Origin of the sequence: Bradyrhizobium sp. AUGA SZCCT0169 (assembly GCF_018130085.1) — a bacterium.
GTDB lineage: Bacteria > Pseudomonadota > Alphaproteobacteria > Rhizobiales > Xanthobacteraceae > Bradyrhizobium.
In genome coordinates this window covers 172,604-194,007 of the sequence record NZ_JAFCMC010000006.1, presented here as the reverse complement: position 1 = coordinate 194,007, position 21,404 = coordinate 172,604, and the positions used below count along the sequence as shown (strand labels likewise).

The 21,404-nt window shown below is 64.6% G+C and carries 20 protein-coding genes; all 20 read left to right on the top strand.

Annotated elements, in window-relative coordinates:
* The 20 genes from JQ609_RS10235 (at position 1) to JQ609_RS10140 (ending at position 21,394) form a co-directional block, all read left to right on the top strand.
* Positions 1 to 684, top strand: coding sequence for an amino acid ABC transporter permease (locus tag JQ609_RS10235; protein ID WP_212273331.1), 684 nt, complete (start codon positions 1 to 3; stop codon positions 682 to 684).
* Positions 685 to 692: 8 nt separating this feature from the next.
* Positions 693 to 1,364, top strand: a complete 672-nt coding sequence (locus JQ609_RS10230; RefSeq protein ID WP_212273330.1) for an amino acid ABC transporter permease — start codon at positions 693 to 695, stop codon at positions 1,362 to 1,364.
* Position 1,365: 1 nt separating this feature from the next.
* Complete coding sequence (locus tag JQ609_RS10225) at positions 1,366 to 2,121, top strand: amino acid ABC transporter ATP-binding protein (protein WP_212204944.1); 756 nt, start codon at positions 1,366 to 1,368, stop codon at positions 2,119 to 2,121.
* An 18-nt stretch (positions 2,122 to 2,139) separates the two neighbouring features.
* Positions 2,140 to 2,940 carry a transporter substrate-binding domain-containing protein gene (locus JQ609_RS10220; RefSeq protein ID WP_249127817.1) on the top strand — a complete coding sequence of 267 codons (801 nt, stop codon included), beginning with the start codon at positions 2,140 to 2,142 and terminating at the stop codon, positions 2,938 to 2,940.
* 66 nt (positions 2,941 to 3,006) lie between these two features.
* Entirely contained in the window at positions 3,007 to 3,453 is a 447-nt protein-coding gene (gene rpiB / locus JQ609_RS10215; RefSeq protein WP_212204225.1) for a ribose 5-phosphate isomerase B, read from the top strand.
* 22 nt (positions 3,454 to 3,475) lie between these two features.
* Entirely contained in the window at positions 3,476 to 4,459 is a 984-nt protein-coding gene (locus tag JQ609_RS10210; RefSeq protein WP_212273329.1) for a ribokinase, read from the top strand.
* Positions 4,460 to 4,599: 140 nt separating this feature from the next.
* Positions 4,600 to 5,673, top strand: coding sequence for a sugar phosphate isomerase/epimerase (locus tag JQ609_RS10205; protein ID WP_249127815.1), 1,074 nt, complete (start codon positions 4,600 to 4,602; stop codon positions 5,671 to 5,673).
* A 31-nt stretch (positions 5,674 to 5,704) separates the two neighbouring features.
* On the top strand, positions 5,705 to 6,856 hold the full coding sequence (locus JQ609_RS10200; RefSeq protein WP_212273328.1) for a Gfo/Idh/MocA family protein: 1,152 nt from the start codon (positions 5,705 to 5,707) through the stop codon (positions 6,854 to 6,856).
* A gap of 339 nt (positions 6,857 to 7,195) precedes the next feature.
* A complete protein-coding gene (locus tag JQ609_RS10195) occupies positions 7,196 to 8,461 on the top strand; it encodes an ABC transporter substrate-binding protein (protein ID WP_212273399.1) in 1,266 nt (421 codons plus the stop codon).
* Positions 8,462 to 8,576: 115 nt separating this feature from the next.
* A complete protein-coding gene (locus JQ609_RS10190) occupies positions 8,577 to 9,632 on the top strand; it encodes an iron-containing alcohol dehydrogenase (RefSeq protein WP_212273327.1) in 1,056 nt (351 codons plus the stop codon).
* A gap of 268 nt (positions 9,633 to 9,900) precedes the next feature.
* Positions 9,901 to 10,605 (top strand): helix-turn-helix domain-containing protein, encoded by a 705-nt coding sequence (locus tag JQ609_RS35510; protein WP_212273326.1) that lies wholly within the window; start codon positions 9,901 to 9,903, stop codon positions 10,603 to 10,605.
* Between the two features lie 140 nt (positions 10,606 to 10,745).
* The gene (locus JQ609_RS10180) at positions 10,746 to 11,762 is read left to right on the top strand and encodes a branched-chain amino acid ABC transporter permease (RefSeq protein WP_212204238.1); all 1,017 of its coding nucleotides are present in this window, start codon (positions 10,746 to 10,748) and stop codon (positions 11,760 to 11,762) included.
* Between the two features lie 3 nt (positions 11,763 to 11,765).
* Positions 11,766 to 12,827 (top strand): branched-chain amino acid ABC transporter permease, encoded by a 1,062-nt coding sequence (locus JQ609_RS10175; protein ID WP_212204244.1) that lies wholly within the window; start codon positions 11,766 to 11,768, stop codon positions 12,825 to 12,827.
* Positions 12,828 to 12,850: 23 nt separating this feature from the next.
* Positions 12,851 to 13,633, top strand: coding sequence for an ABC transporter ATP-binding protein (locus JQ609_RS10170; protein ID WP_212273398.1), 783 nt, complete (start codon positions 12,851 to 12,853; stop codon positions 13,631 to 13,633).
* Complete coding sequence (locus tag JQ609_RS10165; protein ID WP_212273325.1) at positions 13,620 to 15,881, top strand: ABC transporter permease; 2,262 nt, start codon at positions 13,620 to 13,622, stop codon at positions 15,879 to 15,881. The genes JQ609_RS10170 and JQ609_RS10165 overlap by 14 nt, the downstream gene beginning before the upstream one ends.
* Positions 15,882 to 15,892: 11 nt before the next feature.
* Entirely contained in the window at positions 15,893 to 16,726 is an 834-nt protein-coding gene (locus JQ609_RS10160) for a phosphoenolpyruvate hydrolase family protein (RefSeq protein WP_212273324.1), read from the top strand.
* A gap of 39 nt (positions 16,727 to 16,765) precedes the next feature.
* The gene (locus JQ609_RS10155) at positions 16,766 to 19,672 is read left to right on the top strand and encodes a flotillin family protein (protein ID WP_212273323.1); all 2,907 of its coding nucleotides are present in this window, start codon (positions 16,766 to 16,768) and stop codon (positions 19,670 to 19,672) included.
* 3 nt (positions 19,673 to 19,675) lie between these two features.
* The gene (locus JQ609_RS10150; protein WP_211995586.1) at positions 19,676 to 20,113 is read left to right on the top strand and encodes an SRPBCC family protein; all 438 of its coding nucleotides are present in this window, start codon (positions 19,676 to 19,678) and stop codon (positions 20,111 to 20,113) included.
* A 3-nt stretch (positions 20,114 to 20,116) separates the two neighbouring features.
* Positions 20,117 to 20,560 carry an SRPBCC family protein gene (locus JQ609_RS10145; RefSeq protein ID WP_212204253.1) on the top strand — a complete coding sequence of 148 codons (444 nt, stop codon included), beginning with the start codon at positions 20,117 to 20,119 and terminating at the stop codon, positions 20,558 to 20,560.
* 9 nt (positions 20,561 to 20,569) lie between these two features.
* Complete coding sequence (locus JQ609_RS10140) at positions 20,570 to 21,394, top strand: xanthine dehydrogenase family protein subunit M (protein ID WP_212273322.1); 825 nt, start codon at positions 20,570 to 20,572, stop codon at positions 21,392 to 21,394.
* The last annotated feature ends 10 nt before the right edge of the window (positions 21,395 to 21,404 follow it).

Here is a 21,404-nt window from a genome sequence, read left to right as displayed (position 1 = left end):
ATGAACATCGAACTCGACTTTCCCGCAGTGCTGGAACGGTGGCCGAACTTCCTCGCAGGCGCCATTCTGACGCTCGAGCTCGCGTTCCTGGCGACGGTTTCCGGCGCCATTCTCGGCACACTTGCGGCCGTGGGCCGCGGAGCCCATACCCGGCTGATTGCCCGCATCTGCAAGGTCTATGTCGAAGCCATCCGCAATACGCCGCTGCTGGTCCAGATATTCCTGGTCTATTTCGGACTCGCCAGCATCGGACTGAAATTGTCCGCCTTCACCGTCGCGGTGGTTGCCCTGACGATCAATGTCGGGGCCTACACGGCCGAGATCATGCGGGCAGGATTCGAAGCGATCCCGCGCGGGCAGATCGAGGCCGCCGAAGGTCTCGCGCTCTCGCGCTTCCAGATCTATTGGCACATCATCCTGCTGCCCGCAGTCGAAAAGGTTTATCCGGCGCTCACCAGCCAGTTCGTCCTGCTGATGCTTGCCTCGTCGGTCTGCTCGCAGATCTCCGCCGAGGAATTGACGGCCGTGGCCAACTACGTCCAGTCGGATACCTACCGGGCGTTCGAGACCTACATCATCGTCGCCGTGCTCTACATTCTGCTGTCGCTGGTCATGCGCGCGGGATTCTGGGGCCTCGGCCTCGTCCTGTTTCCGCGCCGGCGGCGGCTCGGCACGGCGTTGTGAGGTAGCGCATGGGCGGACATCTCAACGCCAACCACCTGCTTTTCCTCGGCCATGGCGCGCTATGGACGGTCGGGCTTTCCCTGATCGCTCTCATTGGCGGCGGTATCGTCGGCTTCGTAATCGCGCTCGCGCGCATTTCTCCGCTCAAATCCGTGCGACTTCTCAGCGCCGCCTATGTGCAACTGGTTCAGGGCACGCCGCTCCTCGTCATCCTGTTCCTCGGCTATTTTGGACTGGCAGCGATTGGCCTCAAGATGTCGCCGCTAGCCGCCGCCAGCGCTTCGCTTACCCTCTATGTCGCCGCCTATCTCGGCGAGATCTGGCGCGGCTCGATCCAGTCGGTGCCAAAGCCGCAATGGGAAGCGGCGGAAGGTCTGGCGCTGAGCCGGACCCAGCGCATGATGAAGGTGATCCTGCCGCAGGCGATGCGCATCGCGACGCCGCCCACCGTCGGCTTCATGGTGCAGATCATCAAGAACACTTCGCTCGCCTCGGTGGTCGGTTTCGTCGAACTGATGCGCTCGGGACAGATCGTCAACAACTCGCTGTTCGAGCCATTCATCGTCTACGCCATCATCGCCGCCGTCTATTTCGCCATGTGCTACCCGCTGTCCCTGTTCAGCCAGAAGCTGGAGCGGCGGATGGGACGTGGCAGTGCCAACAACCTCAGTCTGGCCTGACATGCAGCAAACCGCATCTTCCACTCCCATCGTATCTCTCCGCGACGTGCAGAAGAGCTTCGGCTCGCTGAAGGTGCTCGATGGCGTGAGCTTTACCGTCGAGCGCGGCGAGGTCCTTGCCATCATTGGCAGGTCGGGTTCCGGCAAGAGCACTGCGCTGCGCTGCATCGACCGGTTCGAGAAGGTCGACGGAGGCGAGATCACGGTCTGCGGGCGCAGGGTCGATCTTCCAGACGTCGATCTGCGCGCGCTGCGACAGGATGTCGGTATCGTATTCCAGAGCTACAACCTGTTTCCGCACCTCACGATCGAGCAGAACATCACGCTGGCTCCGTGCTCGGTGAAGCGAATGGATTTGTCCGAGGCAAAGGCGCTGGCTCACAAGGTGCTGGCGCAGGTCGGTCTCGAAGAGAAGATTCACGCCTATCCCGAGCAGCTATCCGGTGGTCAGCAGCAACGCGCTGCCATCGCACGTTCGCTCGCCATGCAGCCCAAGGTCATGCTGTTCGACGAGGTGACTTCGGCGCTCGATCCCGAATTGACAGGCGAAGTCCTGAAGGTGATCGAGCAGCTCGCCGCCGATGGCATGACCATGGTGATGGTCACGCATGAAATGGGATTTGCAAGGAGCATCGCCGATCGGATCGTCTTCATGCATCGTGGCAAGGTTCACGAAACCGGGCCTGCCTCGATCCTGACGGCACCGACAACGCCGGAACTCGTCCAGTTTGTGGGGACGGGCAATCTAAAATCATAACAGGAGAGGAAAAAGCCAATGATGATCGGAAACCGGAAGATCTGGAGCAGCGCCGTCGCTGCCTGTTGTCTCGTCGTGCTGGCTGACCGGCCGGCGCAGGCCGACCTGCTCGATGACATCACGCAGGCCAAGAAGATCCGTATCTCGACGGACCTTGCAATTCCCCCGTCCGGCATGATGGACAGCAGCATGAAGCCGACCGGCTCCGATGTCGAGGTTGCCCAGTTGCTGGCCAAGGATTGGGGCCTCGAACTGGAGTTCATCCAGACCACCGGCGCGACGCGGATCCCGAATGTGCAGACCGGCAAGGCCGATATCATCATATCCACCCTGTCGGTCACGCCCGAGCGGGCCAAGGTGATCGATTTCACGAAGAAATACGCAACGCTGCAATCGGATATCGGCTGCCTGAAGTCGCTGAACGTCAAGGACTGGCCGGACCTGAAGGACAAGACCGTTGGCGTCTCGCGCGGCACCACGCAGGATACGATGCTGTCGAACATGAAGGACAAGGAACTGAAGATCGCGCGCTATGACGACGATGCCACCGGCGTGACAGCTGCGGTCTCGGGTCAGGTCGATTGCGTCGGCTCGTCGGCCACGATCATCAACCAGATCGGCATCAAGAACCCGGCGCGCGTTTTCGAATCCAAGATCCCGCTCGCCAGCTTCGAACTCGCCATCGGGCTGAAGAAGGGTGAGACGCGCCTGCTGGAGAAGCTCAACGCGTGGGTCACCGAAAACGTCAAGAACGGCAAGCTCAACGCCATCTACAAGAAATTCCACGGGGTCGAGCTGCCGCCCGACATGCGTGGTTGAACGAAGCACAACCGTGACAGCCGGGTGCGGCTGTCACGGTCCCAAAAACAACGAAATGGAAATCACATGCGCCTTGTCATAGGATCCGACCACGCCGGCTGGCCGCTCAAGCAAGCCGTCATCGACCATATCCGCAGCCTCGGTCACGAGGTCGTCGATGTTGGCTCCTATGACGAGAAGCCGGTGGATTTTCCCGATATCGCGCGGGCCGTGGCGAAAAAGGTCACGTCTGGCGAAGTCGCGCGCGGCATCATGGTTTGCGGCACCGGTGTCGGTGCCTCGATTGCGGCCAACAAAATGAAGGGCATCCGCGCCGCGGTCTGTCACGACGTCCATTCGGCCCATCAGAGCGTCGAGCATGACGATGTGAATGTCATGTGCATTGGTGCGCAAATCGTCGGGCCGTGGCTCGCCAACGATCTCATCTCCTCGTTTCTTGCCGCCGAGTTTTCGACGGACGAAGATTTCCGGCGCCGCGTTCAAAAGCTTCACGAAATGGATGCGGAAGGCTGAGGTCTTTGCTCGGGGGCGGGCGATGATCCTTGTGTTCGGTTCGCTTAATGTCGACCTGGTCGCCAGGGTGCCGGTCATTCCCGGCCCCGGCCGGACGGTGCTCGCCCCATCCTATCAAACCCACTTCGGCGGAAAGGGCGCCAACCAGGCGGTCGCCGCCGCACGGATCGCCGGCCCGGGAAGGGTCCGCATGGCGGGCCGGCTGGGGCGGGACGTATTTGGCGAGGAGTCGCTCAAGAATCTCGCCGGCAACGGCATCGACACCGGCCAGATCGTCAGGGTCGATGCGCCGACCGGTTGCGCGTTCATCACCGTCGATCCGAGTGGAGAAAACGCGATCACGGTGGCGAGCGGCGCTAACAATACGGCCTGTGCCGCCGATGTCGCGGAGACGCTCTTCAACGCCGACACCGTTCTGGTGCTGCAAATGGAGGTGCCGTACGCCGAGTCCCTTCACCTTGCGCGCAAGGCCAGGTCAGCCGGTGGCAAAGTTATCTGGAACCTGGCCCCGGTCCCGGATCAGATGACAGGCGCGATGATCCGCGATCTGCTCGAAGCTGCGGACTACCTCATCGTAAACGAGCATGAAGCGCTCGACCTTGCTGCCGCGCTCGACGCAGGCGTGACGGATTTCGAGACCGCCTGCAGCTGGCTGGCCAGATCGGGCGGGTTGACTTGCGTGGTGACAGCCGGAGCGCAGGGGGCACTGGCCTGCACTGCCGACGATACCCGGTACCGTGCGCCGGCGCCGAGTATCAGACCGGTCGACACCACAGGCGCCGGCGATACGTTTGTCGGCGCCTTCGCTTCCATGATCGGCGAAAAATCGTCGCTCAAAAAGGCGCTGGAAGTGGGATGCGAGGCCGCGGCCTTGAGTTGCCTGAAGGCCGGCGCGCAGCATGGCATGCCGATGAGAGACGCGTTACGCGAGGTGTCAGCGACAGTCCCGAACATAGCACCTGCACTCAGATGCGTGGATGACGCCGGCATTTTCAAAGAGGGCTGACAATCCACTTCCGGCAGGCGGGCCCCCGATGGGGGGGCGGGACCGAGATCGTCTCGCGTATTGAACGGCCGGCATCCCTGTCGGACAATAACGCGGCGTCCTATCTGCGTGGTGCAGCCGTCTGAACCGGAGAAGATCTCATGTCAGCGACCATCCGACCGGCCACCATGAAGGGACCCGCAATTTTTCTGGCGCAGTTCATCGGTGATGATCCGCCGTTTGACAGCCTCGATGCGATCTGCGGCTGGGCGGCAGGGCTTGGTTACAAGGGCGTTCAGGTCCCGACCTCCGATCCACGCCTGATCGACCTCGACAAGGCCGCCGCCTCTCAGGCCTATTGCGATGAAATTGCCGGCGTGGCTGCGAGCCATGGCCTGGTGATCACGGAATTGTCCACCCATTTGCAGGGACAGCTGGTCGCGGTTCATCCGGCCTACAACGAAGCCTTCGACGCTTTTGCACCGCCGGCCGTCAGGGGCAGGCCGAACGAACGTCAGATCTGGGCAACAGATCAACTGATGAAGGCCGCGCAGGCGTCTCGCCGCCTCGGCCTCACCGGCAGCGTGAGCTTCACCGGCGCGCTGGCCTGGCCGTTTCTTTACCCCTGGCCGCAGCGGCCGCCGGGCCTGATCGAGGCGGCGTTCGACGAACTCGCGCGTCGCTGGCGTCCGATTCTTGATGCGTATGAGGAAGCGGGTGTCGACCTCTGCTACGAGATCCATCCAGGCGAGGACGTCTGCGACGGCATCACCTTCGAGATGTTCTACGAGCGCACCGGCAATCATCCGCGTTGCGCGATCAACTACGATCCGTCCCATTTCGTCCTGCAGCAACTGGACTACCTGGCCTTCATCGATATTTACGCCGGGCGCATTCGCGCCTTCCACGTCAAGGACGCGGAGTTCAATCCGACGGGGCGGCAGGGCGTCTATTCGGGCTTCCAGTCCTGGATCAATCGCGCCGGCCGCTTTCGCTCGCTCGGCGACGGACAGGTCGATTTCAAGGCGATCTTCTCGCGGCTGGCTGCCATCGGATTCGACCGCTGGGCGGTGCTGGAGTGGGAATGCTGCCTGAAGAACGCGGAGGACGGCGCGCGCGAAGGCGCTACCTTTATCCGCGATCACATTATCCGCGTCACCGATCGAGCCTTCGACGATTTTACGGGCGGCGCCAGCGACGAGGCACAGATCCGGCGGACACTGGGGCTCATCTGAGCGCCGGAGTAGATCGACAGGAGCGCGCGATATGGCTGAACCACGCATTCGACTTGGAATGGTCGGCGGCGGGGAAGGCGCCTTCATCGGCGCCGTCCACCGTATCGCCGCGCGCCTGGACGATCGCTACGAACTCATCGCCGGCGCGCTTTCGGCCTCGCCCGACAGAGCGATGCGATCGGCGGCGGCGATCGGCCTTCCATCCGATCGATCCTATCCGGACTTCCGGACCATGGCGCAGGCCGAGGCCGCGCGAACCGATGGTATCGAAGCGGTTGCGATCGTCACCCCAAACCATATGCACGCCCCGGTCGCCGACGCCTTCCTGGATGCGGGCGTCCACATCATCTGCGACAAACCGTTGACGACAACCCTAGAGGAGGCGCGCCGCTTGCGCGACAAGGCGCGCGCGAGCGGACTGATATTCGCTGTCACCTATAATTATTCCGGCTATCCGCTGGTCCGGCATGCACGCGCCATGGTTCAGGGCGACGAGCTCGGCGCGATCCGGATCGTGCAGGTCGAATACCCGCAGGATTGGCTGGCCGATCCGCTTGAGGCCACCGGCCAGAAGCAGGCCGACTGGCGTACCGATCCGGCGCGCGCGGGCGCCGGCGGCTGCGTCGGCGACATCGGTACCCATGCCTACCAGCTGGCGCACTTTGTTACCGGCATGATGCCTGAGCAGATCTTGGCCGAGACGACCATCTTCGTGCCGGGCCGCCGTGTCGATGACAATGTGCAAATTCTGCTGCGCTACAAGAGCGGGGCGCGGGGCGCCTTGTGGGCGAGCCAGGTTGCACCCGGAAACGAAAACGGGCTGCGGTTACGGATCTTCGGCGAGAAGGGCGGTCTTGACTGGCGGCAGGAAGAGCCGAACCTTCTCGTTTGGTCGCCGCTTGGTGAGGCGACGCGCCTGGTACGCCGCGGCGCAAGGTCTGTGAATGCCGCCGGTCAGCGTGTCAGTCGTACGCCACCCGGCCATCCCGAAGGATATCTGGAAGCGTTCGCGACGATCTATACCGAAGTGGCCGCAGCTATTGTAGCCGGACGTACCGCTTCCCTTGCTGATCCCCGAGTGACCTTTCCAACGATCGAGGATGGCTTTGCCGGTGTCGCGATGGTGGACGCCGTGCTGCGCTCGAGCGCCGCCGGAGGGGTCTGGATGCCAATTGAATTTTGAACGCACCGACGCGCCGACATGGCTGTTGCGTGGTGCGTTGGCCTTCCGCAGCGCGGTGAGAAGGAATTGGGTAATCAACACGTACCTATCCGGCTCGTCTCAATTCGCTCAGCGGATGAGTAATAGATGCGATCGGGCAGGGAAGCGCTCGCAGCCGGCGAGATGCTGCGCTGCCCGCGCATGACAGCGTCGGCGAAAATGAGACGCTTGGATATTGGCGGCTCGGGCTTTGATCGGCAGCTTTCCTGAAGGCGCCCGCAAGGGGCGCGTCAGGAGACGCTCATGAGGAAGGTCCGGCGTGGTTGCCGGATTCTCTTCCGCGTCAGAGGGAGGACAACAATGCGCAAGTCTTTGCTTGGCGCCGTCGCGGTGGCTGCCCTTATGCTGCCCGGCGCAGCTCTCGCCCAGAGCGGCACCATCAAGATCGGCATTCTGGTGGCGCTGGAAGGCGCCTTCGCGACCGGTGGCCAGGATGGCGTCCGAAATGTCGAACTGGCTCTCAAGCAGGTCAACAACACCATTGCCGGCAAGAAGATTGAAACCGTCGTCGCTCCGACGGATACCAAACCCGACACAACGGTCCGTATGGCTCGCAAGCTTATTGAGCAGGACAAGGTCGACTTCATCATCGGCCCGCTTTCCGGCTCGGAAGGCATCGCCATGCGCGACTTCGCCAAGACCATCCCCGACAAGGTGGTGATCAACGGCATTTCCGGCGCGCTCGAGACGACATGGGTCGATCCGGCGGCGAACTTCTACCGCTTCAACCTCGACGGCTCGCAATGGGGCTACGGCCTCGGCGGCTACGTGGTGAAGACGAAGGGCTGGAAGAAGGTTGCAACGATCGCAGCCGATTACTCGTTCGGCTATACGAACTTCATGGGTTTTGCGGTGGATTTCTGCAAGTCGGGCGGCGACATCGTCCAGCGGTTCTGGCAGCCGCTCGGCCAATCGGATTTCGGCGGGATCATCGCGCAGCTGCCGGACAATGTGGATGCGATCTACCTGGGCCTGGGCGGCACGGATGCGATCAACTTCCTCAATCAATACCAGCAGGCCGGTGAAAAAACCCGCCTGATCGGCGGTACCATCATGGCCGACCAGACCGTTCTGACGGCGAAAGGTAAAGCGAAAGACGTGCTGAAGGGCACGCCGACCTCCGGACCCTTCGCCGCCGACAATACCGACCCGGCATGGACCTCGTATGTGAAGCTCTATCAGGACAGCTTCCCCGCCAACCAGCGCCTCCCGTCGCCTTCGCTGTTCGGTCTGGGCTACTACGTCGCCACGCAGGCCGCCATCAAAGGGCTCGAAGCGGCCGGGGGCGATCTGTCCAACGGGCAGGCAAAGTTCAAGGAAGCACTGGGCAAGCTCCAGCTCGACAGCCCCATCGGCAAGATCACGCTGAACGAAAACCGGCAGGCGACCGGAACGGTCTTCGTCAACGAAGTGGTCGATGGACCGGACGGCAACTTGACCAGCAAGATGGTGGCCAAGACCGAAAACGTGAACCAGACGCTCGGCATGACGACGGCTCAGTTCAAGGCCCTGGGGCTGCCGGCGCGCGATGCGGTCGACTGCGCCAAGCTGCGCGCGGGCGGCTGAGCGCGCCTGCCGCTGATGTCATCTTCGGTGGCCGGCGCTCTCAGCCGGCCATCGCTTCCTTCGGAAATTCCGCCATTGCAGTCTCCATGCGGCGGAAACGCCGGGAGCGTCTCCGATGACTCTTATCGACTATCTCACACGCACCCATTTCGCTGAGGCCGCGATCGAGGATGCGCTTCCCGAGGAGGTGGGGCCGCTCGCTCGGGCGCTGGTGCTCGTTGACAGCGAGCCGGGAAGCGCGGCCGTTTGCTCGCGCGTGCAGGAGTCGCTCGGCCAGACGGCGATCAGCCTGGCGCGGACCGATCGTGCCAGCCCTCATGGAGAAGCAACCGTCAGGATTCTGAGCGCCATGAGTGACATCCGGACGGACACGCTGATCGCCGTGGGTGGATCTGCGGCCGTCGGGCAGGCGCGGCTCGCTGCGGAGCATGCATTGCGGCGCGGCGAACGCCTCCTGCTGATCGCGGTTCCTGCCGGCCTTTGCGATTTCGGATTGGCGCGGCGGGTGCGCCTGGGGCAGGGCCAGCCGGTCACCTGCCCGCGCCCCGACCGGGTCATCGCCGATCCGACGGTGCTTGAGGGAGCGTCCTCACGCCGCCTCGCCGCCGCGGCCATGGAGGTGCTGGTCCATGCCATCGAAGCCTACGCCAGCCCCGTCTACCATCCGCCGGCAGACGCGCTGGCGCTGGAGGCCACAAAGCGGCTCACGCGGTGGCTACCCGTGGCGCTTGCTTCGCCCAGTCACCGGGAAGCGCAGCGCGAATTGATGGCCGCGGCATTGACGGCGGGGCTCGCGCTGGAAAAAGCGGTCGGCGGGGTCGATGCGCTTGCGCATCCGATCAAGGCTGAACTTGGACCCGGCGTCCTGCAAGGCGACCTCCATGTGCCATTGATGGCGGCCATGGCCGACTTCAACACCGAAGCCGTGGGCGATCGATACGCCGCCATGGCCGAAACCTTCACCAGAACAACGCCAGAGCCGCACTTGAGCACCGCCATCGGAGCGTTCGCCCGCGCCATCGGCCTGCCGACCTCCTTGCGGGAGATGGGGATCAATCCGGCCCAGTTCGACCGTTTTGCGGAAATGGCCGCGAACGACCCCGGCGCCCTTGCCAATCCCCGACGGCTGACCCCAGGCGACTGCCGCCGCATTCTCGAGGCCGCCTGGTGAGCACGAACGAGAAGCACCCGGCGCGGGGCAAACGGCCTGGACCGGTGGCGGCCGGGGCAATTTGCCTGTTGTCACAACGCGATCTCCTAATACATTCTTCCATAACCGCGCACAAAGATGGGCGGGGAGGAAACCGATGAGTATTGCTCACGCGGTCGCACATGGTGCGTTCGGGCGCGCTTGCCTCTATGAGCTGGATCGGCCGATGGTGCCGCATGCCCATCGCGAGGGGCACCTGATCTTTCACGTCAGCGGACCGGTCGCCAGCGTGGTTGTCGATGGCAAGGCCTTGCCGCTCACGCCCTCCAGCGCAACGGCAATCAGCCCATGGCAACCGCATTATTTCGCGCCGGTTGACCGCCGGGAATCAACGCTGACGCTCGTTCTCTACATCCGCCCGGGCTGGTTTGTTGAGGCGAGCCACACGGCCTTTGAAATCCTGCGCTTCGGCCGCTCTACCGTCGAAATGAGCGACCACATCAGCCGGCTTGTCCTGGAAACCGCACGGCTTCTCGCCCGCCATGGCGGCTGCGATGGCTCTTTCGAAGACCGCCTCAGTGCCCTCACCCAGGCGGCCTTCGATCAAACCTGGCAGTGGACGAGCGCGGCTGACAGGCCGGCTGCCCATTGCTCGGGACTGCGGGATTTCCGCCTCCGGCGCGCGATCAGCCTGCTGAGCGAGAGGCTTGGCGAGCCCGTCGACCTTGCAGAGATTTCGCGGAACGCCGGGCTTTCGCGCCCGCATTTCTTCAAGCTGTTTCGCGAGCAGATGGGTCTGCCCCCGACGATCTTCCTCAACGCCCTGCGCATGGAGCGCGCGATAGATCGATTGGCCGGAGGCACGGAAACGGTTTCTGAGATCGGGCTCGATCTCGGCTTTGCGACCCCGGCGAGCTTCTCGCGGTTCTTCATCGCCAATGGCGTCGTGCCGCCGAGCGCCTACCGGCGCAGCGTTGCGGGCCTCACACACTGAAAAAGAGGTGCATCACTCCAAAGAAGAGACGTTCGGGCTAGAGAACAGACGTTCGGGAAAAGACAGGCCGGCAACTTCGATCTAGCCTTCAATCCAACGGTGGCGAAGTTCGCCACGGGAAGCTGTTGGGCCGTTCTGAGATGGACAATTACATCAAGCGCTATCCGCTCTGGAGCCTGATCTTTTTCCTCTTGGCCGCAGCGTTCCTGTGTCTTGTGCTGGCCCCCTGGCCACCCGAACTGGTGGCGGTTTGGGGCCGCAAGCAAATTTTCCTGAATGCCCTTTTGGGCGGCATCACGCTTGGCGCGCTCTATTTCCTCGTGGCTGCCGGCTTCACGCTGATCTTCGGCCTGATGCGCGTCGTCAATCTGGCGCATGGGTCGTTGTTCCTGATCGGTGGATATGTTGGCTACGAGGTCGCGACCGCCTCGGGTTCGTGGCTGCTGGCATTTCCGATTGTGTTCATCGTCGTGGGGCTGATCGGGCTCTTGATGCAGTTCTTCATCTTCTCGAAAATGGAAGGCGAGGAGCTCCGCCAGACGCTGGTCAGCATCGGGCTTTCGATCGTGTTTGCCGACCTCATGCTGTGGTGGTGGGGTGGGCAATCCTATTCCATTCTCGCTCCGCAATTCCTGCAGGGGCCGATGGAATTGCCCCTCGTGAGCAACATCAACGACGCGACCGGCGTGGTCACGTGGCTGCGCTACCCGTCCGTGCGTGTCTGGATCCTGGTCGCGGCAATCGTGATCGGGATCGCGATGTGGCTGGTTTTGAACCGCACCGCGCTCGGCATGCTGATCCGTGCGGGCGTGGACGACCGTGAGATGCTGGCCGCCTCCGGCGTGCGCATCCACTTGGTGTTTCTGGCGGTGTTCGGCTTCGGCGCCGGGCTTGCCGGTATTGCGGGGATCATCGGTGCCACGTTCCAGTCGCTGTCGCCGGGGGAGGATACACGTTTCCTGCTGGCGAGCCTCGTGGTGGTGATCGTCGGAGGCATGGGGTCGATCGTCGGCGCGGCTTTGGGCGCGCTGATCATCGGGGTGGCCGAGCAGATGGGGTTTGTCTACGCGCCGACCTATTCGATCGTTCTCACCTTCCTCATCATGGCGGCGGTGCTGGCGTTTCGGCCGCAGGGCCTTCTGGGAACGAGGCGATAGGCCATGTCGGTTGCCGATCAAGCCCCTCGCTTCGCCAGCCCCGTCGACCAGCGGATGTGGTCCGAGCGCATTCCCGCCCCCTGGTGGATCCTCGGGTTGATCCTGCTGTTGCTACCGATCGTGGCCAACAATTTCTGGCTGTTCCAGATCATGGGCTGGACTTTCATTCTGGGCATGATCGGGCTCAGCCTGATGTTCCTCGCCGGCTATGGCGGAATGGTGAGCCTGCTGCAAATGTCGATTGCGGGGTTGGCCGGCTACATGGTCGCCATCCTCGGGCCGTCCGGCGCGGCCAATGTCAGTCTCGGCCTCTCCTGGTGGATCGTGCTCCCGGCCGCCTTCCTGATCGCGGCGCTTTTCGCGACGATGTGCGGCGCGCTCGCCGTTCGCACGGATGGCATCTACACGATCATGATCACGCTCGCGATCGCGGCGGCCTTTTTCTATTTCACACGACAGAACTACTCCATCTTCAACGGCTATTCCGGGTTCAACCTCGTGTTGCCGCCGAAGCTCTTCGGCGTGAACTGGCGCGATCCCCTGCCTTTCTACTACCTCTCCCTTGCCTGCGCCGCGCTTTGCTACGGCGCAGTGGTCTATCTGGCGCGCTCCCCCTTCGGGCTCGCTCTTCAGGGCGTGCGCGACAACCCGCGCCGCATGGCGGCACTGGGTTTCAACGTCACCGCCCATCGCGTGGCAGCCTACGCGCTGGCGAGCGTTTTCGCCTCCACGGGCGGGATTCTTCTGGTCTGGCAGAATGCGCAGATCGCGCCGGGCACGATCGGTATTTCTTCCGCGATCGACGTGCTCGTGGTCGCGGTGGTCGGCGGGATGCGCCGTCCGCTCGGACCGTTTATCGGCGCTTTCATCTACGTGTTGCTGCAGGTGTTCTCGACCGACATTCTCGGCTTTTTCGGGTTCTCGGCGGATCGCTTCAAGCTGATCATCGGGATCGGCTTCCTGGCGATCGTGCTGTTCTCGCCGGATGGCGTGCTCGGCCTATGGGATCGCTGGCGCGCGAGGATGGCGGCGCGCAAGGCCGCGACGACGGGAGGCGGGGCATGAACGCGCCCGTTGTGTCTTCCCGGATGAACGTGCCCGGGGCCGGCAATGCCAGCTCCGGCAATGCGCTGGAACTGCGCGGCATCACCAAGATGTTCGGCGCGCTGGCCGCAATCTCGGACGTCACGCTTTCGGTGAAACCGGGCGAAAGGCGGGCCGTTCTCGGATCGAATGGCGCGGGCAAAACCACGCTGTTCAACTGCATCACCGGGGATTTTCTGCCCACAGCGGGCCTGGTCCGGTTTTTTGGCGAGGATGTGACGGTCTTCCCGCCTCATGAGCGCATCCGCCGGGGCCTGCGCCGCACCTACCAGATCTCCTCGCTCTTCACCGGGCTGAGCGTGATGGACAACGTCTATCTGGCCTGCTGCGGCGTTTCGCGAAACCGTTTCTCGCTGGTCCGGCCTCGGCCCGACGATGCCCTCGTGCAGGCCGCGGAAATACTGGTCGAAGCCGTGCACCTGACCGCCGACAAGGACCGCCTGGTTGGCGAACTGGCCTATGGCCAGCAGCGCCAGCTCGAAGTTGCCCTGGCGCTATCAGGCGCGCCGCGCTTTGTGCTGTTCGACGAGCCTGCGGCAGGGCTGTCGCCGACCGAGCGCGCCGAACTGGTGACGATTTTGACCTCGCTGCCGGCGCATATCGGATTCATCATTATCGAACACGACATGGATGTCGCGCTGCGTGTCGCCGAAAGCGTGACGATGATGCACAACGGCCGGATCTTCAAGGAAGGCCGGTCCGACGAGATCGAATCCGATCCGGAAGTTCAGGAGCTTTATCTCGGAGGCGGTCATGCCCATCACTGACCGCCGTCAGCAGCTACGCGGCACGCTGCCGGCGCTCCAGGTCAGCGGGCTGAACCTGTATTACGGCCGCTCGCACGCGCTGCAGGGCGTCGATCTGACCTTGCAGGATGGTGTGCTCAGCCTGGTCGGCCGCAACGGCATGGGCAAGACCTCGCTGTGCAAGGCGATCATGGGCCTGGTGCCGGTGTCGAGCGGCTCGATCAGCGCTTTCGGTGAGGAACTGGTCGGCCGTTCCACCACCGACATCGCCCGGCTCGGTATCGGCTATGTGCCGCAGGGCCGGCGACTGTGGCGGTCGCTGAGTGTCGACGAGCACTTGCGGCTGGCGCAGCGCGGGCCGCGCGGCGGCTGGACGCGGGAGCGGGTCTACGACACCTTTCCGCGGCTTGGCGAACGCAAGAACAACGCCGGCTCTCAGCTCTCCGGTGGCGAGCAGCAGATGCTGGCGATTTCGCGGGCGTTGCTGCTCAATCCGCGGCTCCTGATCATGGACGAGCCGACCGAAGGCCTCGCGCCTGTCATCGTCGCGCAGGTCGAGGACATGCTGGTGCGGCTGAGCGAGGAAGGCGACGTCGCTATCCTCGTCATCGAACAGAACATCGGCGTGGCGACCGAGATCTCCGAAACGGTCGCGATCATGGTCAACGGCCGGGTCAACCGCGTCATCGAGGCGGCGCGGCTGGCAGCCGATCGCGACCTGCAGCAGCGCCTGCTCGGCGTTGGTCGCCATGGCCACGAGGAGATCGAACCGCCGCCTGCTTCTGCGAGCGAGCCCGGCGGCCGCCGGACCGCAGCGGCGCCAGCTCGCAACGATGCGCCGATCCGGGTCTATTTGTCGAACCCGGTGCTGCCGACCCGCTGGAGCGCCGATGTTGCGGCCGCGCGGATCGAGGCGTCCGCGCACACCCTGACGCGCATGCCCGTCGTCGCCGCGACCGTCGCGTCCGACCGCAAGGTTGGGCGCAGCATAGGTGGTCTCAACGAACCGTTCGTCGCGGTAGCCGGTACGCTCGATACCAAGGGCGAGGAGCTGCGCTTCATCGCCGACATCATCAAGGCGGCGGGCCTGCCGGTAAAGCTGGTCGACCTGTCGACCACGGGCCGGATCTCCGGCGCGGATGTGCCGCCGCTGGAGATCGCGCTGCATCACCCGCGCGGTTCCGCCGGGGTGTTCAATGCCGACCGCGGCGCCGCCGTGGCGGCGATGGCGGAGGCTTTCGAGACCTGGGTGAAGGGCAAGTCCGGCCGCGACGGCGTCAGGCTGCTCGGCCTGATTTCCGCCGGCGGCTCCGGCGCCACGGCGCTCGCGACGCCGGCGATGCGGGCGCTGCCGGTCGGCGTGCCGAAGCTGATGATCTCCACCGTCGCCTCCGGCAACACGCGGGCTTATGTCGGCCCTTCCGATATCATGATGATGTATTCCGTCACCGACGTTCAGGGCCTGAACGCGATTTCGCGACAGGTGCTGGCGAACGGCGCGCAGGCGATGGCCGGGATGGCGAGGGCGCGGCTGGAGGCGAGCAAGGCGCCGCCGCCGCGCCGCCACGCCGGTGGCGACCGGCCGCTGGTAGGCCTCACGATGTTCGGCGTCACCACGCCCTGCGTGCAGCAGGTGACGAAACTGATCGGCGACGATTACGAATGCCTGGTGTTCCACGCCACCGGCATCGGCGGCCAGTCGATGGAGAAGCTGGTCGACGGCGGCATGGTGCCGGCGGTGATCGACGTCTCGACCACCGAAATCGCCGACCTGTTGTTCGGCGGCGTGTTTCCCGCGACCGAGGACCGGTTCGGCGCCATCATCCGCACCCGGATTCCCTATGTCGGTTCGGTCGGTGCGCTCGACATGGTCAATTTCGGCGCGCCCGACAGCGTCCCCGAGCGCTATCGGACGCGGTTGCTTCATCAGCACAATCCGCAGGTCACCCTGATGCGGACAACGCCCGCGGAGAATGCCGCAATGGGCCGCTGGATCGGCGAACGGCTCAATCTGATGGAAGGCCCGGTGCGCTTCCTGCTGCCGGAGGGCGGAGTTTCGGCGCTCGACGAGGCGGGTAAGCCGTTCTTCGACACCGCGGCGCGCGAGGCGCTGTTCGGCGCGCTGGAGGCGAGCGTGCGGCAGACGGCGTCGCGGCAGCTTGTCCGTTTGCCTCATCATATCAACAGCCCGGCATTTGCGGCCGCGCTGGCGCAACATTTTCGCGCGCTGCATGGCGCGCGACCGCGCGCACGTGCGGCGGGCCGATAGGGAATCACAGCATGGTAGCGATCGATCGGCAGGCTCTTCTCTCCAGGTTTCACGACATGATCGCGCGCGGCGAGCCCATCGTCGGCGGCGGCGCCGGCACCGGGCTATCCGCCAAATGCGAGGAAGCCGGCGGCATCGACCTGATCGTGATCTACAATTCCGGCCGCTTCCGGATGGCCGGGCGTGGTTCGCTGTCCGGCCTGATGCCGTACGGCGACGCCAATGCGATCGTGATGGAGATGGCTGCCGAGGTGCTGCCGGTCGTGAAGAAGACTCCGGTGCTGGCCGGCGTCTGCGCCACCGATCCATTCCGCAGCATGGACCGGTTTCTCGACGAGGTGAAAGCTGCGGGCTTTTCTGGCGTACAGAACTTTCCGACGGTCGGGCTGATCGACGGCAGCTTCCGGATCGGGCTGGAGGAAACCGGCATGTCCTACGCGCTCGAAGTCGAAATGATCGCGCTGGCCGGAGCCAAGGGCCTGTTGACGACGCCCTATGTGTTCTCGGCCGACGATGCCGCGGCGATGGCGGGCGCGGGGGCCGACATCATTGTCTGCCATTTCGGGTTGACCGCCGGCGGCGCGATCGGCGCGCGGACCGCACCGAAGCTCGAGGATGTTCCGGCCCTGCTGGACGCCTGGGCGGCGGCGGCGCTCGCGGTGAAGCCTGAAGCGATCATTCTCGTGCATGGCGGTCCAGTGGCAGAACCCGCGGACGCCGAATTCGTCATCAAGACCTCGCGGCATTGCCACGGCTTCTACGGCGCCTCCTCGATGGAGCGGTTGCCGGTCGAAGTCGCGATCCGTGAGCAGACCCGAAAGTTCAAGGCCATCAGCCGCAGCTGAACGGACCATGCGACAGCACTTTGTGAAGGGAGAACAGATATGTCAGGCCAGCTGATCGGAGCGCTCATTCTCTGGCTGATCGTCGCGATCATCGTGATCGCGATCGTCGTCTATCTGGTGAACTGGCTGTACCGGCGCTCGTCGAAGGAAGCAGCGTTCGTCCGTACCGGTGCTGCCGGCGAGAAAGTGGTGATCGATTCCGGCGCCTTCGTGCTGCCGTTCATCCACGACATCACGCCTGTCAACATGAACGTGCTGCAGATGCGGGTGCATCGCGGCCAGGACGACGCCATCATCACCCGCGACCGGATGCGGGTCGACATCGACGCCGACTTCTACGTCCGCGTCCGCGCCACCGCCGAGGCGGTGTCGCTCGCGGCCTCGACGCTCGGCCGGCGCACCATGCAGCCGGAGACGCTGCACGAACTGTTGTCCGGCAAGTTCGTCTCGGCGATCCGCTCGGTCGCCTCCGAGATGACGATGGAGGACATGCACGAGCAGCGCGGGGTCTATCTCGCCAAGGTCAAGGAGGCTGCCGCCGAGGCGCTTGCCCAAAACGGGCTCGAACTGGAATCGGTGGCGCTGACCAATCTCGACCAGACCGACCTGCAATATTTCAACGCCTCGAACCGCTTCGATGCCGAGGGCCTGACCCATCTGATCGAGCAGATCGAGGGCCGGCGCAAGGCGCGCAACGACATCGAGCAGGATTCGATGATCAAGATCCGTTCGCGCAATCTCGAGGCGGAGAAGCAGTCGCTCGAGATCGAGCGCGAGAGCGAACTGGCGCGCCTGGAGCAGCAGCGCGACGTCGAGGTGCGCCGCGCCGTGCAGCGCGCCGAAATCGCCCGCGAACGTGCGATGCGCGACACCGAGGCCGAGCAGGCCCAAATCAACGCGCGCGAGGAAATCGAAAAGTCGCGGATCGGCAATGAACGCGCTATCAGCGAGGCAAGGATCGCCTCCGAGCGCGACGTCCGCCAGCGCGAGATCGAGCGCAGCCAGACCGTCGACCAGGCCGAGATCGCCGCGCGCGAGACGGTGGAGAAGGCGCGGATCGCCAACGAACAGCTGATCAAGGAGGCCCGCATCACCGCCGACCGCGAGATCCGCGAGCGCGAGATCGAGCAGTTGCGAGCGTTGCAGGCCGCTGAAATCGCCGCGCGCGAATCCACCGAACGCGCCCGGATTGCGCAGGAAGCGTCGGTCAGCACCGACCGGATCGCCAACGAGCAGCGGATTTCCAGCCTCGACATCGAGAAGCGGCGGTCGATCGAGGAAGCCGACATCGCCGCGCGGCTCGCCACCGAATCCGCCGAAATCGCCCGCAACAGCGCGATCATCGCCAGCCGCCTCGCCGCGGAGGAAAAGCGGCTGGCGCGCGAGATCGTCCGTGATCGTACCGTCCAGCAGGAGACCATCGCGGCGAAGGAACTGGTGGAGTCCGCCCGCATCGTCCAGGAGGAGCGCGTTCGCGCGCTGACGATCACGCGCAACCAGGCGATCGACGAGGCCGAGATCGCAGCATTGCATGCGGTCGAGGCGGCCCGGATCGCCAACGAGAAGGAAATCGCGGCGCATCGCATTCTCGCCGAGCAGGAAACGCGGTCGCAGGAGATCGCGCGGACGCAGAGGCTGGAAGGCGCCGAGATCGCCGCGCGCGAGGCGACCGAGACCGCCCGCATCGCACAGGAGCAAGCGGTTGCCGCCTCGCGGATCGCTTCCGATCTCGAAATCCGCAGCCTCGATATCGATCGCGCCAAGGCGATCGAGACCGCCGAAATCAAGAAGCGCGATGCGGTCGAGGTCAGCCGGATCGAGGCCGAGCTTGCGATCGACAAGGAGCGGATCGCGGCCTCCAAGAGCCGCGAGGTGCTGCAGATCGATCAGAAGAAGACCGTCGAGATCGCCGAAGAGGAGCGCGTCATCGCGATCTCCGCGCGGAAGATCGAGCGGGTCGATTCCGACCGTGCCGTGCGCGCCGCCGAGATCAATGCACGCCAGGAGGTCGAGAAGGTCGACATCACGCGCGAGCGCGAACTGGAGGTGGCTCGGCTGGAACGCCGCAAGGCGCTCGAACAGCTCGATATCGCGCGCAACCAGGCGCTGCAGGAATCCGAAATTGCGGCGCGCGAGGAAATCGAACGTGCGCGCATCGCCTCCGAGCGCGGCCTCGACGAGGCCCGTGTGGGCCGCGACCGCGACCTGCGCAAGCTCGAGGTCGATCGCGAACGCGAGGTCGAGAGCGCGGTGATGGACAAGGCGATCGCGATTTTCGAGAAGTCGCTGCTGGAATCCGCAGCCCAGGTAAAGGCGGAGATGGCGAAGGCCAAGGCGGTGGAGGCCGAGGAGATCGTCAAGACGGTGCGCGAAAGCGAGAACGCCAAGCGACGCACCGCGGTCGAAGTCATGCTGGCGAGAAAGAACGCCGATGAGAAGCGGATCGGGGCCGAGGCCGATGCGATCCGCGCCGCGGTCGATGCGGAAGCGCAGAAGCTGCTCTACGAGGCCGAGAACGCGCTCACCGACGAGGCGCGGTACGGCCTGTTCCGGCGACGGCTTCTGGACCGGATCGAGGGCATCGTTCGCGAAAGCGTCAAGCCGATGGAGAAGATCGAGGGCATCCGCATCCTGCATGTCGACGGGCTCGGCGGCATGGCCGGCAATGGCGGCGGCAGTTCGCGCACGCCAACCGACGAGGTGATCGAATCGGCGCTGCGCTACCGGGTGCAGGCGCCGCTGATCGATCAGGTGCTGAAGGAAATCGGAATCGAGGGCGGCAACCTCGCCAAGATGGGCGGCTTGATGCGCGAGGCCAGCGACATGCAGCGCGTCAGCAAGGAGGCCCTGCCACCCAAGCCGAAGGACGGGCCAGCCCTCACAGAGTCGGGGCCCGGCGAGCGCAAGCCGTCCGGCCGCGGCGATAAAGGCAAGGGCAAGGAGTAATCAATGGCCCGCGTCTACGTATCCAGCGTCATCAATGCGCCGGCGACCAAGGTCTGGGCGCGCGTGCGCGACTTCAACGGTTTGCCGAACTGGCATCCCGGTATCGCGGAGAGCCGGATCGAGAACGGTGAGCCGGCCGACAAGGTCGGCTGCGTCCGTGCGTTCGCGCTGCGCAACGGCGACCGGCTGCGCGAAAAGCTGCTCGGCCTGTCGGACTTCGACATGGTCTGCACCTATTCGATCCTGGATTCGCCGATGCCGCTGACCAACTACGTCGCCACGCTGCGGCTGACGCCGGTCACCGATCAGGACCGCACCTTCATCGAATGGAGCGCCGATTTCGACTGTGCGCCGGAACTGGAAGCGGACTTGGTCGGCGGCGTCGGCGGCAATGTGTTCCAGACCGGTTTTGACGCGCTCAACCGCGCCTTCGGAGCCTGAGCCATGCCGCGGGTGGTTCGCAGTACCATCATCGACGCCCCGGTCGAGCGGCTGTGGGCGGTGCTGCGCGACTTCAACGGCCATGAATCCTGGCATCCGATCGTCGCCAAGAGCACCATCGAGCGCGGCTATCCGTCCGACAAGATCGGCTGCGTCCGCCGCTTCACGATGCAGGACGGCGCCGAATTGCGCGAGCAACTGCTGGCCCTGTCGGATCTGGAAATGACCTTCAGTTACTGCCTGCTGGAGACGCCGATTCCGCTGTTCAACTACGTCGCCCATGTCCGGCTGCTGCCGGTCACCGACGGCAACCGCAGCTTCTGGCAATGGGAGGGCCGGTTCACCACGCCGGCCGGGCGCGAGACGGAGCTCGCCGAGCTCGTCGGCAACGAAGTCTATTCAAATGGCATCGCGGCGGTCCGCCAGCTGCCCGAACTCGCAGGTTAGGAAAACGCCATGCCCGTCAATGTCCGCATCGTGCAGGGATTACAGGAAGCCGCTGAAATCCTGGCCAGCGACCGCGGCGCGCAATTGCTCGGCGGCGGCACGCTGCTGGTGCGCGATATCAACGAAGGCGTGATGACGGAAGGCACGTTGCTGCGCGCGGTCGATCCGGCGCTGCTGGCGATGAACACCGGCGGTGCACGGGTCGAACTCGGCGCCGGCGTCACCATGGCGATGGTGCTGGCCAGCCGGGACCTGTCCTATCTGCACGCGGCGGCGCGCGGCATTGGTGGCCCCGCGGTGCGGACCACGGCGACCATTGGCGGCAATCTGTTCGCCGCGACGCCCTATGGCGATTTCACCACCGCGCTGCTGGCGCTCGACGCGGTCGTCACGCTGCATGCCGGTTTCGGCGGTGCGCGGGTGATGCCGCTGGAGGAGATGCTGGCGAACCGGGCGCGGGGCGGGGTGGGACTGGTTGCTTCGGTTGGCTTCAGCCGCCCGGCCGGCGCCGATGCGTTTCGCTTCGTCAAAGTCGCCCGCGTGCGGCCCAAGGGCGTCTCGGTGCTGTCGATCGCGGCGCATCTGCCGCAGAACGGCGGACGGATCAGCGGCGCGCGGATCGCCTATGGCGCGATGGGGCCGACGCCGCTGCGCGCCAAGGCGGTCGAGCGTGTGCTGGAAGGCCGCAGCCTCGACGCCGCCACCATTGCCGCTGCGAAGACCGCGGCGCTCGAGGGCACGCAGCCCGCGACCGATGCGATCGCCTCGGAGTGGTATCGCCGCGAAGTATTGCCTGTGCATCTCGGTCGGCTGCTTGCCGGCGAGACATCCTGAAGGAACGCAG